The sequence below is a fragment of the Rhizobium sp. FG96 genome (assembly GCF_057808655.1).
Map to the genome: position 1 here is coordinate 118,704 of NZ_JBMDIL010000009.1, position 13,823 is coordinate 132,526.

The window sequence follows — 13,823 nt, forward strand, 5'->3', positions numbered from 1 at the left end:
GATGGATATGAACTGGATCTCGATCGGCGATATCTCGGACATCCCGCTGCGCGGCGCGCGCTGCGTGAAGACCCCGCAGGGAAAGATCGCCGTCTTCCGCACGGCCGAAAACGAGGTCTTCGCAATCGAAGACCACTGCCCGCACAAGGGCGGACCGCTCTCGCAGGGCATCGTTCACGGCAAGGCGGTCACCTGCCCGCTGCACAACTGGGTGATCTCACTGGAAACCGGCAAGGCGCTTGGGGCCGATGACGGGGTGGTGCGAACGATTCCTGTACGGAATGAGGATGGGGCGCTGTTTATTGCGTTCGAGAGTTTGATGATGGCGGCGGAGTGATCAGACGAATGCGTTCGGAGCTACCCCCCTCTGCCTTGCCAGGCATCTCCCCCACAAGGAGGGAGATTGGCTGGGCTCACCCGCTCGCCTCAACCTTCATTGTTTGGGGAGATGCATGCCACGTGTCGATCTCCCCCCTTGTGGGGGAGATGTCCGGCAGGACAGAGGGGGGTAGCCACACACTCGGCGACCTGAGGGCCAACCCCCATGCCCACTGAAACCAAAACCACCTGCCCTTATTGCGGCGTCGGCTGCGGCGTCATCGCCAAGGTCGAGGACACCGGATCGGTCTCCGTGAAGGGCGACCCCGATCATCCCGCCAATTTCGGCCGCCTCTGCTCCAAGGGCTCGGCGCTTGCCGAGACCATCGATCTCGACGGCCGTCTGCTCTATCCTGAAGTCGATGGCGCGCGGACCAGCTGGAACACCGCCCTCGACCTCGTCGCGACGAAATTCTCCGAAACCATCGCCGAACATGGCCCTGATGCGGTGGCCTTCTACGTTTCCGGCCAGCTGCTGACAGAGGACTACTACGTCGCCAACAAGTTGATGAAAGGCTTCATCGGCTCCGGCAATATCGACACCAATTCCCGTCTCTGCATGTCGTCCTCGGTCGCCGGCCATCGCCGCGCCTTCGGATCGGATACGGTCCCCGGCACCTATGAGGATCTCGAGCTTGCCGATCTCGTCATCCTGACCGGCTCGAACCTCGCTTGGTGCCACCCCGTTCTCTACCAGCGGCTCGCCGCCGCCAAAGCGGCTCGGCCCGGCATGAAGATCGTCGTGATCGATCCGCGCCGGACGATGACCTCCGATATTGCCGACCTGCATCTGGCGATCCGTCCGGATAGCGATGTGGCGCTGTTTACCGGCCTGCTCGCGCATCTGGCGACCAGCCCGGCGATCGATCAGAATTATATCGGCGCCCATACGGTGGGCTTCGCCGAGGCCTTTGCCTCCGCGGCGGCTCTCAGCTGGGATGAACTCCTGGAGCGTACCGGCCTTCCCGCCATGCAGCTGCGCGAATTCTTCCGGCTGTTCGAGACGGTGGAGAAAACCGTCACCTGCTACAGCCAGGGGGTCAATCAGTCGGTATCGGGCACCGACAAGGTCAATGCCATCCTGAACTGCCATCTGGCGACCGGGCGGATCGGCCGTCCCGGCATGGGACCGTTCTCGCTGACCGGTCAGCCGAACGCCATGGGCGGGCGCGAAGTCGGCGGGTTGGCCAATATGCTGGCCGCGCATATGGCAATCGAGAATGCTGGGGATCGCGACCGCGTGCAGCGTTTCTGGTCGTCGCCCGGCATTGCCGCCAAGCCCGGCCTGAAGGCGGTCGACATGTTCAGCGCTGTCGCCGAAGGCCGCATCAAGGCGCTCTGGATCATGGCGACCAATCCCGTCGTATCCATGCCCGACGCTGATGCCGTCGAGGCGGCGATCGCCGCCTGCCCCTTCGTCGTCGTATCCGATATCGTTGGGAACACGGACACGACGCGCCATGCTGATGTCCTCCTCCCCTCGCTCGGATGGGGCGAGAAGGATGGCACGGTGACGAATTCCGAGCGCCGCATCTCGCGCCAACGCCCCTTCCTGCCGGCTCCCGGCGAAGCGCGTGCCGACTGGTGGCAGCTTGCCGAAGTCGCACGGCGCATGGGCCATGGGGCGGCGTTCGGTTTTGCCGATCCGGCAGCGATCTTTGCCGAGCATGCCGCCCTCTCGGCCTTCGAAAATGAGGGCAGCCGCGATTTCGATATCGGCGCCTATGCCGGCATCGACGACGCAGCCTATCGGGCGCTGCACCCTTTCCAATGGCCAGCGTCTTTGGCCGAGACTCCCACTCCCCCCGGCGGCAAACGCTTCTTCGCCGATGGCGGCTTCTTCCATCCCGACCGGCGCGCCCGCTTCATTGCCGTCAACCCTCCGGAAACGGACAGGACGAGCGCGGACTATCCGCTAACACTGAACACCGGCCGCATCCGCGACCAGTGGCACACGATGACGCGCACCGGAAAGAGCGCCCGCCTTTCCGCCCATATCGCCGAACCCTTCGCCGAAATCCATCCGCGGGACGCCATCGAGCTCGGTATCCGCGGCGCCGGTCTGGTCGAGATCGAGAGCCCTCATGGCACGGCGGTCGTCCGCTCGCTGATCAGCGAGCGCCAGGCACGCGGCAGTATCTTCGTTCCCATGCATTGGAACGGCCAGTTCTCGGCTCGCGCCCGCATCGATGCGGCCGTGGCACCCGTTGTCGATCCCGTCTCCGGCCAGCCTGCCTCGAAAAACGTCGCCGTCAGGGCACGACCGCTCAAGGCAGAGCACTACGGCTTTGCCGTTTCCGCCGCGAGGCCCGAGAACCTTGATTGCGATTACTGGGCTCTCGCCAAGGCGGAAGGCGGCTGGCGGCTGGAATTCGCGGCCTGCGCCCGGATTTCCGACTGGGCGAACTGGTGCCGCAAGCATCTCGGCATCCCTGCCGATGTCGAGCCGCTCGGCTATTGCGACGGGGCGACCGGCGAAACGCGGCTCGCCTTCTTTGACGGCACCCGGCTGCTCGCCGCCCTCTTCGTCGCTCCCGAACCGGTCGCCGTTGCCCGGGCCTGGGCCGTGCAGCAGCTAACCGCCTCGCACGGCGATCTGCGCAAGCGCTTTGCGATCGCGGCCGGGCGGCCGGGAGCGGATCAGCCGGATCCCGGCGCCACCGTCTGCTCGTGCTTCGGCGTCGGCGTCAACCAGATCACCGGCGCGATCCGCAATGGCTGTCATTCGGTCGAGGCGATCGGTAAGGCGCTCAATGCCGGCACCAATTGCGGTTCCTGCCGCGCCGAAATCCGCACCATCATCGACGGCTGCCTTGCCGCGGCCGCCGAGTAGCGGGCGGGCAATCACCGATCAGAAACTGTAGTTCCGTCTGCCCTCGCGAAGTGCTAAACCATGCGCATATAGGCGTATGATTTCGCTTTCTTTTTGCATTCCACGGGAGGATGGCGAGCGGATGGAAATTGCGGCCCCGAAGATCCAGCTGAATTACGGCGCCGAGCCGGGCATTCGCTTTGCGGTGCTACTCGACGGCAAGGGCGGCTGTCGCGAGATCGGTGCCTCCGGTCTGCGCGACTGGAAGCCTGCCGATGGCATTCTCTGGGTTCACCTGGAACGCGATCACGTTGCCGCGGCCGCTTGGGTTGCCGAGCGTGGCGGCCTAGATCCGCTGGTGACGGATGCCCTGCTGGAAGACGAATCCCGCCCGCGTGTCGAGCCCGTCGACGACGGTTTGCTGATCATCCTGCGCGGCGTCTGCGCGGCACCGCCCGAAGAGGCCGAAGACGCGCCCGTCGATCTCGATCTCGTCCCGCTGCATGCCTGGGTGGATGAAAACCGCGTCATCACCCTGCGCGACAGCGGACACTATATCACGGCGCTGCGCGACATCCGCCAGGCGCTGGAAAAGGGCAAGGGGCCGAAGCGCACCGGCGAACTTCTGGCGCTCGTGAGCGACAAGCTTGTCAGAGACTTGGAGCCCGTTCTTGACCAGATGGACGAGGAAGTCGACGAGCTCGATGAATTGATCTTTCATGGCGAGGCCGCCGAAGTGCGCGAGCGGCTCAAGCTGCTGCGCCGCCGCGCCGTTCAGCTGCGCCGCTATCTCGCTCCGCAGCGTGACGCGCTGAACCGTATCGAGCACGACGATGCGCCCTGGCTTGCCGAGCGCGACAAGCTCCGGATGCGCGAGGTCATCGACAAGCTGATGCGCTTCATCGAATATCTCGACGCGATCCGCGACCGCACCGGCATCCTGCATGACGACCTTTCGACCGTCATCAGCGAGCGCATCGCCCGCAACTCCAACAGGCTTGCCGCGCTTGCGGCGCTGCTCTTGCCGCCGAGCGTGGTGGCCGGCCTCTTCGGCATGAATGTCGGCGGCATTCCAGGGGTCAACGACACCTGGGCCTTCATCATCATCGTCGCCTTCGTGGCGGCGACTTCGGTCGCCACGCTCTACGTGCTGAAGCGCATCAACTGGCTTTGAGTGCCGGGCGCGGAACCGGCGGGTGATGGACCGCGTTCTGTCCCAATTCCGCTCAGGGGGATTGAGATCATGCGTCGTCAAGCACGTCTTATTGCAGTTCTTGCCGGTCTCTGTGCCGCCGCTCCGGCCGCCGCCGACGAGGCGGGTTTCCTGCAGCCGCTCAGCGGCAGCTGGACAGGCACCGGCAAGGTGCTCAGAAAGATCGGCAGCTCGCCGATCAATGTTTCCTGCAAATTCAATATAGATGCACCGGGTGCCTCGATCTCGATGCGAGGCAATTGCCGGGGTCTTCTGGTGGTCAACCGGGCGATCTCCGCTGACCTCTCGGCGCGCGGCACGCGCTATTCCGGCAACTATACCGGCCCGTCCGGCTCGCCGTCGCAGCTCTCGGGCAGCCGCCAGGGGGATGTGATCAATCTCGCTGTGCGCTGGGCGCGGCTCGTCAACGGCGACCGCAATGCCAACATGACGATCCGCAAGCGCGGCAACAGTCAGCTGCTGATCCAGACGATCGACAAGGATCCGGCGTCGGGCAAGTCGGTGACCACAAGCGAGATCAGCCTGCGCCGGCAGTGACGGTTCAGGCTGTGCGGCGCTTCTTCTGCTGCTCGGCGCGCGTTGCCGAGAGAGCCCGTGCCTGATGGCGCTGGACGAGCGCCGTCTGCACCGTTGCCTGGAAATCGAGGACGCGATCGCGCACGGCGTCTTCCGACAGGCCGCATTGGCCGAGCTCGTCCGCCAGCCGGCGGCATTCGGCCTTCCAGAATGTCACGGCTGCCTCGCCATGCAGGTTATCGAGCGTCTCGGCACAGCGATCGACATCGCCCGCCTTGGTCACGTCACGCACGATCAAAAGTTCGCTGTTCTTGAGAGCGGCCAGAAGCGCCGCAGGAGAGGCATCCATCGAATCATCCCGTTTTGTCAGCACAATCGTTAGACCGGCGATGGTTAACGACTGCTTGCGCACAGGAAGACAGCGATTTCGATCGCCGGATTGACGACGGCAAAATGCGCTTCCATTGTCGCGCTTCGCTCATGAAATGATTTGCAAGCCCGGAAAGATCATGAAGTTAGACGCCATCGACCTCAGAATTCTCGATGCGATTCAGCGGGATGGCCGCATTACCAAACTTGCTTTGGCAGAAAAGGCCGGCCTTTCGCCGACGCCCTGCTGGATGCGGCTGCGCAAGCTCGAGAAGGCAGGGATCGTCACCGGCTATCATGCCCGCATCGCGCTGCGCAAAATCGCCCCGGTCGCCAGCGTCATGGTCGAGGTGACGCTGGCCAACCACCGGCAGAGCGATTTCGAACGCTTCGAGCGGGCGATCGCCGGTATCCCCGAAATCGTCGGCTGCTGGTCCGTCGGCGGCGGGGTCGATTACTTCCTGCGGATCGCCGCCCCCGATATCGATGCCTACCAGCGGCTGATCGACGGGCTGCTCGACCGCGAGCTCGGGATCGAGCGCTATTTCACCTATATCGTCACCAAGACGGTCAAGGACGAGACCGTGCTGCCGGTCGCCGCTCTGGTACAGCCGGGCGAAACCTCGAACGACGCATAGAGAGATCATGCGGCCCGGCGCTCAGCCTTAGACAATCTCTCTGTTTGAAGCGCCCTCAAAGGACAAAATCTCGCCTCCTCCCGTGAAAGACTTCGGTGTCGGTAACGAGGAGACAGGACATGACCGCGGTTTTTGCCCGCCCCGATTTTCATCAGGCGCTTTCGCGTCTCAAGGACAGGCATCTGCTGCGCGACCTCGCCTATTGCGATGGCCGCTGGACGTCCGCTGCCGATAACAAGAGCTTCGAGGTCACCGACCCGGCAAGCGGCGCGACCGTCGCCTGGGTCGCAAGCCTCGGCGCCGCCGAGACCACCGCGGCCATCGATGCCGCCTCGCGGGCGCTGCCCGCCTGGCGCGGACTGCTGCCGCAGGAGCGCGCCCGCATCCTCAGAAAATGGTACGATCTGATGCTCGCCGCCAAGGACGATCTGGCGCTGATCATGACGCTCGAGCAGGGCAAGCCGCTCGCCGAGTCTCTCGGCGAGATCGACTATGCCGCATCCTTCATCGAATGGTATGCCGAGGAAGGCAAACGGCTGAATGCCGAGAATGTCACGAGCCACCTTCCGGGCGCCGAAATGATCGTGCGCCGCGAGGCGCTCGGCGTCACCGCGATCGTCACCCCCTGGAATTTCCCCTCTGCCATGGTCACCCGCAAGGCGGCCGCGGCACTTGCAGCAGGCTGCACCGTCGTTGCCCACCCCTCCTCCGAAACGCCGCTCTCTGCACTGGCTCTCGCCGAACTCGGTGAGCGTGCCGGCATTCCCGCCGGCGTCTTCAACGTCGTTACCGGCGATGCCGCTGTTATCGTCGGGCGCCTCTGCGAGGACGACCGGGTGCGTGCCGTCAGCTTCACCGGCTCGACCGGTATCGGGCGGCTGATTGCGGCACAATGCGCGCCGACCATGAAGCGGCTGGTGATGGAACTCGGCGGCCACGCGCCGCTGATCATCTTCGAGGACGCCGATGTCGAGCAGGCCGTGAAGATCGCCATCGATGCCAAGTTCGCGACGTCGGGGCAGGATTGCCTCGCCGCCAACCGGATTTTCGTGCATCGCTCGATCGCCCCGCGTTTCGAACAGGCTTTCGCGTCGCGCATCCGCCAGCTGAAGGTCGGCGACGGCTTCTCGGCGGATGCGGAGATCGGTCCCCTCATGCATGAGCGGGCCGTCGCCAAGGTCGAGGAACAGGTCGAGGACGCCCTGAAGCGCGGCGCCAAGCTCATCACTGGCGGCAAGCGCCACAAGGCCGGCAAACTGTTCTACGAACCGACCCTGCTTTCGAACATTCCGGCTGACGCGCTGATCATGCGCGAAGAAACCTTCGGCCCGGTCGCTGGGATCACGGTCTTCGACAGCGAAGAGGAAGTCGTCGCCAAGGCGAACGATACCGAATACGGCCTCGTCGCCTATGTCGTGACCGCCAATGGCGCGCGCCAGATGCGGCTCGGCCGGGCGCTGGAATACGGCATGGTCGCCATCAACCGGGTGAAGATCACAGGCGGCCCGATCCCCTTCGGCGGCTGGAAGCAATCCGGCATCGGCCGCGAGGGCTCGCGCCATGGCATCGAGGCCTTCACCGAGCTCAAATACCTCTGCATCGACACTGCCGCGTAAGCGGTCCTCCCAATCCAGACATCAAGGACATCAGCCATGCTCGACAGAAGCAACGAACTCAACGCCTGGGACCGCGACCACTTCTTCCACCCCTCGACGCATATGGGCATGCATGCCCGCGGCGAGACGCCGACGCGCGTCATTTCCTCGGGTGAAGGCGCCTACATCACCGATACCAACGGCCGCACCAGCCTGGATGCGTTTGCCGGTCTCTATTGCGTCAATGTCGGATACGGCCGTCAGAAGATCGCCGATGCGATCGCCAACCAGGCAAAGAACCTCGCCTATTACCACGCCTATGTCGGCCACGGCACGGAAGCCTCGATCACGCTGTCGAAGATGATCATCGACCGGGCGCCTGAAGGCATGAGCCGCGTCTATTTCGGCCTGTCGGGTTCGGATGCCAACGAGACCAACATCAAGCTGATCTGGTACTACAACAACATCCTCGGCCGGCCGGAGAAGAAGAAGATCATCTCGCGCTGGCGCGGCTACCACGGTTCCGGCGTCATGACCGGCTCGCTGACCGGGCTCGAACTCTTCCACAAGGCCTTCGACCTGCCGCGCGCACCGGTTCTGCATACGGAAGCGCCCTATTACTTCCGCCGCCCTGACCGCTCGATGGATGAGGAGCAGTTCTCGCAATATTGCGCCGACAAGCTGGAAGAGATGATCCTTGCTGAAGGCCCGGATACGGTTGCCGCCTTCATCGGCGAGCCGATCCTCGGCACCGGCGGCATCGTGCCGCCGCCGAAGGGCTACTGGCAGAAGATCCAGGCGGTTCTCGACAAGTATGACGTGATGCTCGTCGCCGACGAAGTCGTCACCGGCTTCGGCCGCCTCGGCACCATGTTCGGCTCCGATCACTACGGCATGAAGCCAGGTCTCATCACCATCGCCAAGGGCCTCACCTCGGCCTACGCGCCGCTTTCCGGCACCATCGTTTCCGACAAGGTCTGGCAGGTGCTGGTCCAGGGTTCCGATCAGATGGGCGCGATCGGCCACGGCTGGACCTATGCGGCGCACCCGATCTGCGCGGCGGCCGGCATCGCCAATCTCGAACTGATCGACGAGCTCGATCTCGTGAAGAATGCCGGCGAGACCGGCGCGTACTTCCGCAGCGAACTCGCCAAGGCCGTCGGCTCTCACAAGCATGTCGGCGAAGTGCGCGGCGACGGCCTGATGGCGGCGATCGAATTCGTCGAGGACAAGGACGACCGCAAATTCTTCGACGTCTCCCGCAAGGTCGGCCCGCAGATTGCCGCCGCCCTTCTCGAGCGCGGCGTCATTGGCCGCGCTATGCCGCAGGGCGACATCCTGGGCTTCGCACCGCCGCTCTGCCTGACCCGCGAGGAGGCCGATATCGTCGTCAAGGCGGCAGCTGGCGCCATCGATACGGTCTTCAAGTCTCTCTGAGCTTGGCGGAGCCCGCGACGTGCGGGCTCCCCTCCGAGAACGCGGAACCAACTGCGCTCTCGAAAGTTGCTTATTCAGAAGGGAGCACGAAGATGCTGACACTTGAGGAAGCAATGCTGGTATCTGCAGATCGCGTCGAGCACTGCCGCGGCGAAGTGGAACTTGACGCCGTCGATCTGATCGATCGTTTCGAGGCAGCCGGCTTTTCACGCAAGGAAGTGCTGGTGGCGCTGACCGAGATCCTCACCGAGGAATTTTCCAACCTTCCCGACCTGCCGCGTTTCCATTGAGGGACTGGCCGGACAGTTCGTCAGGCGGTAGAACGTCCTGATGGACAGCCGCTTTCTCATCACCGGCCCCGATGATGCCGGAACCACCATCCTACTCGCCCACGGCGCGGGTGCGCCGATGGATTCCAAGTCGATGAACGCTGCTGCGGCAGCACTCGCCGATGCCGGTTTCCGCGTCGCCCGTTTCGAATTCGGCTATATGGCGGCGCGCCGCACCTCGGATCAGCGAAAGCCCCCGCCGAAGGCAGAGACGCTGCAGCCGGAATATCGCGATGCCGTTGCGGCGCTCGGCGCTAAGAGCAAGCTGGTGATCGGCGGCAAGTCGATGGGCGGGCGGGTTGCCAGCATGGTGGCCGACGAGCTTCATGCCACAGGCAAGATCGCCGGCCTCCTCTGCCTCGGCTATCCCTTCCATCCGCCGGAAAAACCGGCGCAACTGCGCACCGCGCATCTGGAAAACCTCCGGACCCCGGCGCTGATCGTCCAGGGCACCCGCGATCCTTTCGGCACCCGACCGGAGGTCGAGGGTTACACACTTTCCAAGGCGATCCGCATACTCTGGCTGGAAGATGGCGACCACGATCTGGTGCCGCGCAAGAAGCTCTCAGGCTTCTCGGCCGCCGATCATCTGCAGACGCTGGGCCGCGAAGTCTCCGCCTGGGCGGCGAACCTGAAATGACTGCCGAAAAAGAAAAAGGCGCTCGACCCAGAGGGGAGCGCCTTTTCTTTATTGCCCGGACGGCGAAAGCTCAGCGGACCAGAGGTCAGCCGCGCAGGCCATCGATACGGGTGGTGAGCGCTAGATAGCGTCACGGTTTTGGAATTTCAAGAGGGTCTATTCGCCTTTGCGCGGATTCTTCGCAATGCATAGAGCTGTTGCCCAAAGGACACCCGCCTCCCGGTAAAGCAGGGAGGCGGGCGTACTAGGAAGCCGGTACGCAATACTTCAACCGGCTGTGTGGCCACGGCCGGAGAATGCCTTGAAATATCAAGGATTCAAGTGAATGCTGATATGGTGGTTACGGGGTAAGCTTAACGAGGCCCGGGAGATGCCTTCGCCAAGCGCCTTATGAGATTTGGCGCGATATGACATGGTCTGTTTGACTCACGCGGCGTAAGTCAAAACGGCGGCAGCAATAACGATCATTGTTACGCTTACCAGACCTATCAGACCGTAATTTGGTGCAGCGTTCATGCTGTCCCTCCTGTTTGATAGTGGGACAGATTTTCCATCAACGTGTGCCACCTGGTAAAGAACGCAAAACGAGTATCGCATTTCTTGGTATAGGCCAGGTTAATGCAAGAAAGCCCGCATGTTAGAGCGGGCCTTTATCATCGTTTCGAAGCTTTTTACTGCGCGCAATCGGGCGCCATTGTGCCGGCAGCATCGCCGCCATTGTTTTGCTGTCCGGCGCACGGGATAGACGGGGGAATGGCCCGGTTGACGCCACCCGGATTGATGGTCCGGCCACCCTTGTTGAGATCGACGGTGCCGGGGTTGATGGTGCTGTTGGTGATGCCGGGATCGGTTGCCGTTCGGCCGGTCGTACCGCCGCCGATATTGGGGCTGATCGACTGGTGCGATCCGGTCATGCCACCGCCGGATGCACCGCCCGGGGGGCTGACCGTCGTCTGGGCAAGCGCCGCGGATGCCATTGAGGCGGCGATGAACGATGCCGTGATGAGCGATTTCAACATCTTGAAAACTCCTCTGATGTCATCTGGCTAACCGGCGACCGCGAGGATTGTTCGTTCACAAGGCAGTGAGCCCGCCTCAGAGCTCCAGATGCAGGGCGCCGCCTTCGGCCGGAACCGCACTGCAGATCAGCGCCTGGCCCGCTTCGACGGGATAGCTCGGCTCCGTGATATAGGTGACATCGCCCTTTACGATCCGCGTTTTGCAATCGCCGCAATTGCCGGCGCGGCAGCCATAGGCGGGCGTCAGCCCGCGCGCTTCGGCAAATTCCAGCAGCGATCCGTCACCCGGCTTCCAGCGCGCTTCCTTGGCGGACTGTGTGAAGATCACCCGCGACGGCTCGGTGGCCGCCGGTTTTGAGGGCGCTGCTGCTGCAGCGACCGGTTTGGCATCACGCTTCAGCGCCGAGGGACCGAAGGCTTCCGCATGGATACGCTCTTCCGCAACGTTCAACCCACGCAAGCCATCGTGCACCGACTGCATGAAGGCGGCCGGGCCGCAGAGATAGAAATCATAATCGCCGAACGGCAGATGTGCCTTCAACAGATCCATATCGATCCGGCCTGCAGCGTCATAGCTGCCCTCGTCGCCGGAGGCGGGAGTGCTCAGCACCCGGATATCATGGACGGTGCCCTGGCTGCGCTCGACCAGTTCGGCGATCTCGCGATCGAAGGCACGTTCGGCGCGCGTCCGCGACGAGCGGAACAGCCAGATAGGGCGGCGGTGGCGCGTGCGGTCGCCTTCGTGCACCACATGACGCAGCATCGACAGAAGCGGCGTGATGCCGATGCCGGCGGCCAGCAGCACGGCCGGCCGCTTGCGCTCCATGGCCTCGATCGTGAAGGCGCCGCCGGGCGCCATCGCCTCGATCTCGTCGCCCGGCTGCAGCGCGTGAAGCCGTTGCGATGCCCTGCCCTCGCGCTTGACGCTCAGCCGGTAATAACCGTCTGATGGTGCGCTTGAGATCGTATAGCTGCGGCGCAGCGCCTCATCGCCGTCGGCGATCTTCACCGGCAGATGCTGACCGGCCAGATGAGGGATCAAAGCGTCGCCATCGACGGGCGCCAGATAGAGGGAGCGGATCGTCTCGCTCTCGTCGACCGCTTTCTCGACGCGGAATGTCCGCCATGCCCTGGCCTTGGCCGCCGCCTTCAGACGGCGGTCGGCCTCGATCCAGCTGCCGGTCATCAGGCTGCTCGGCGAGAAGCCGTTTTCGGCAAAGGTCCAGCGCAGCGGCAAGGCATCCGGCCGCAGCACGATCTTCTGAGGCTTGACGCGCCACAGCCGTTCCGCGCCCTCGAACGCGGCAATCTCCGGCGAGTCGAGAATGACCTCGACGCTGCCCGTCAGCTGCAGCACGGTACCGGTCTCGTGATCGACGAAGACGAGGCCGGCGCGCGGGTTGATGATGAAATTGCCGAGCGTGCTGAAGAACAGGTTGCCGTTGAAGTCAGGCACGGTGAGGCTGCCATCGGCTTCGATCCGCACGAAGCCCGGCTTGCCGCCGCGATGCGAGACGTCGACCTGCCGCCCTTCATCGGGACGATCGGCATAGGAGGCGACGAAGAATGTGTCGGCCTCTTCGATGATCTTGCGCGCTGCCGCATCCAGTCCGTCGGAGGCGATTGCCGTGGAGGAAGATGGCGCGGCCGGATCGCGGACGAACTCGAAATAACGGTTCTGGATGTAGCGCGGGCAGTTGCCGAAGCTCTGGCCGACGCCGACATCGAAGCGGTCGTCGCTGCTGCGGCTGACCGTGCCGTTCAGACGGTTGCGGCGGCGGGTGATGAGGTCTACGCCGACAAGGCCGATCGGATCGCCGTCTTCCATGCCGCGCTCTGCCGGATCGCTTGACTCGCGGCCGGCTTCGACGGTCAGCGTCAGCGGATCGGGCGAATGCATGAAACCCGGCTTTCCGGCGCGGATCGTCGCCCAGGGCCAACCATCGGGATCGACACTGCCGATCGCGATGAAGGGCAGCAGCGGATAGAACTCGCGATGCTGATCAAGCAGGAAGGTGCGCAGCACCCGGCGGCCGACAGGTTCCATCTGTTCGGCGACGCCAACGCTCCGCTGCAACTCGATTTCGCCCTCATGCCAGGGCGAAGCTGGTTTTTCGACGCCATCAAGCATTGGTGCCTCCTGTGAGAAAAGCGGCCGGACAATTCCGGCCGCAGCCTGCGATCAGGCAGCAAGACCGGCTGCGGTCTTGCGGAATTCGACGAAGCCCGGCAGGGCTTCGATCCGTGCGAGCCAGTTGCGCACTTCCTGGTAGGGCGTCAGATCGACATTCCCTTCCGGTGCGTTGACGATGTAGCTGTAGAGCGCGATGTCAGCGATCGTCGGACGGTCGCCGATGATGAAGCGGTGTTTTTCGAGCTCGGCATCGATCAGCGTCAGGATACGATGCGCACGGGCGATCACTTCTTCAGGACGGAAGTTCGCTCCGAACACCGTAATCAGACGGGCCGCGGCCGGGCCGTAGGCAATCTCGCCTGCCGCTACGGCAAGCCACTTCTGCACCTTGGCAACCGAAGGCAGGTCATCCGGCAGCCAGTCCTTGCGGCCGAGCTTTTTGGCGACATAGACGAGGATCGCAGTGGAATCGTTGACGATCACGCCATCGTCGTCGAGCACCGGCACTTGGCCGAACGGATTGATCTTCAGATATTCCGGCGACTTGTGCTCGCCATTGGGGATATCGACTTCGATCAGCTCCGCCTTGACCCCGAGGAGCGAGAGAAAAAGCACGGCGCGGTGCGCATGGCCGGAGAGTGGGAAATGATAGAGCTTCATGGCGGGGTTCCTTTCGCAGCGGGTTGAAGCGGTTGGCCCAGATGACCTGCGAAGAAACCTAGTGATTTCCGATTTCCTGTAGT

Annotated in this window: 13 protein-coding genes; 9 read left to right on the top strand and 4 right to left on the bottom strand. The window is 63.5% G+C overall.

Annotated features, from left to right (window positions below; all coding sequences use genetic code 11):
* Window position 1 precedes the first annotated feature (1 nt).
* From nirD to ACODR6_RS19100, 4 genes are all read left to right on the top strand, one after another.
* Window positions 2–337 (top strand): nitrite reductase small subunit NirD, encoded by a 336-nt coding sequence (nirD, locus tag ACODR6_RS19085; protein ID WP_112717658.1) that lies wholly within the window; start codon window positions 2–4, stop codon window positions 335–337.
* Between the two features lie 207 nt (window positions 338–544).
* The gene (locus ACODR6_RS19090; RefSeq protein ID WP_489023651.1) at window positions 545–3,211 is read left to right on the top strand and encodes a nitrate reductase; all 2,667 of its coding nucleotides are present in this window, start codon (window positions 545–547) and stop codon (window positions 3,209–3,211) included.
* A gap of 121 nt (window positions 3,212–3,332) precedes the next feature.
* Window positions 3,333–4,364 carry a CorA family divalent cation transporter gene (locus tag ACODR6_RS19095; RefSeq protein WP_489023653.1) on the top strand — a complete coding sequence of 344 codons (1,032 nt, stop codon included), beginning with the start codon at window positions 3,333–3,335 and terminating at the stop codon, window positions 4,362–4,364.
* A gap of 69 nt (window positions 4,365–4,433) precedes the next feature.
* Complete coding sequence (locus ACODR6_RS19100; RefSeq protein WP_112717650.1) at window positions 4,434–4,940, top strand: hypothetical protein; 507 nt, start codon at window positions 4,434–4,436, stop codon at window positions 4,938–4,940.
* Between the two features lie 4 nt (window positions 4,941–4,944).
* On the opposite strand, the gene ACODR6_RS19105 is transcribed toward ACODR6_RS19100, so the two are convergent.
* Window positions 4,945–5,268, bottom strand: coding sequence for a DUF6074 family protein (locus ACODR6_RS19105; protein WP_354541143.1), 324 nt, complete (start codon window positions 5,266–5,268; stop codon window positions 4,945–4,947).
* Between the two features lie 160 nt (window positions 5,269–5,428).
* On the opposite strand from ACODR6_RS19105, the gene ACODR6_RS19110 reads away from it, so the two are divergent.
* The 5 genes from ACODR6_RS19110 (at window position 5,429) to ACODR6_RS19130 (ending at window position 9,927) form a co-directional block, all read left to right on the top strand.
* Window positions 5,429–5,926 (top strand): Lrp/AsnC family transcriptional regulator, encoded by a 498-nt coding sequence (locus tag ACODR6_RS19110; protein ID WP_112717883.1) that lies wholly within the window; start codon window positions 5,429–5,431, stop codon window positions 5,924–5,926.
* Window positions 5,927–6,045: 119 nt separating this feature from the next.
* A complete protein-coding gene (locus ACODR6_RS19115; protein WP_489023656.1) occupies window positions 6,046–7,542 on the top strand; it encodes an NAD-dependent succinate-semialdehyde dehydrogenase in 1,497 nt (498 codons plus the stop codon).
* 36 nt (window positions 7,543–7,578) lie between these two features.
* Window positions 7,579–8,958: an aspartate aminotransferase family protein gene (locus tag ACODR6_RS19120; RefSeq protein WP_199625270.1), complete on the top strand. Its 1,380-nt coding sequence runs from the start codon at window positions 7,579–7,581 to the stop codon at window positions 8,956–8,958.
* Window positions 8,959–9,050: 92 nt separating this feature from the next.
* Window positions 9,051–9,248: a hypothetical protein gene (locus ACODR6_RS19125; RefSeq protein WP_112717644.1), complete on the top strand. Its 198-nt coding sequence runs from the start codon at window positions 9,051–9,053 to the stop codon at window positions 9,246–9,248.
* Window positions 9,249–9,288: 40 nt separating this feature from the next.
* Window positions 9,289–9,927 carry an alpha/beta hydrolase family protein gene (locus ACODR6_RS19130; protein ID WP_489023659.1) on the top strand — a complete coding sequence of 213 codons (639 nt, stop codon included), beginning with the start codon at window positions 9,289–9,291 and terminating at the stop codon, window positions 9,925–9,927.
* Window positions 9,928–10,598: 671 nt separating this feature from the next.
* Here ACODR6_RS19130 and ACODR6_RS19135 read toward each other — a convergent pair.
* The 3 genes from ACODR6_RS19135 to ACODR6_RS19145 all read right to left on the bottom strand — a co-directional run bounded on the left by ACODR6_RS19135 (window position 10,599) and on the right by ACODR6_RS19145 (window position 13,740).
* Entirely contained in the window at window positions 10,599–10,946 is a 348-nt protein-coding gene (locus tag ACODR6_RS19135) for a hypothetical protein (RefSeq protein WP_489023661.1), read from the bottom strand.
* Window positions 10,947–11,022: 76 nt separating this feature from the next.
* A complete protein-coding gene (locus ACODR6_RS19140) occupies window positions 11,023–13,077 on the bottom strand; it encodes a pyridoxamine 5'-phosphate oxidase family protein (protein ID WP_489023663.1) in 2,055 nt (684 codons plus the stop codon).
* A gap of 51 nt (window positions 13,078–13,128) precedes the next feature.
* Window positions 13,129–13,740, bottom strand: coding sequence for a glutathione S-transferase family protein (locus ACODR6_RS19145; RefSeq protein ID WP_112717636.1), 612 nt, complete (start codon window positions 13,738–13,740; stop codon window positions 13,129–13,131).
* Window positions 13,741–13,823 lie beyond the last annotated feature (83 nt).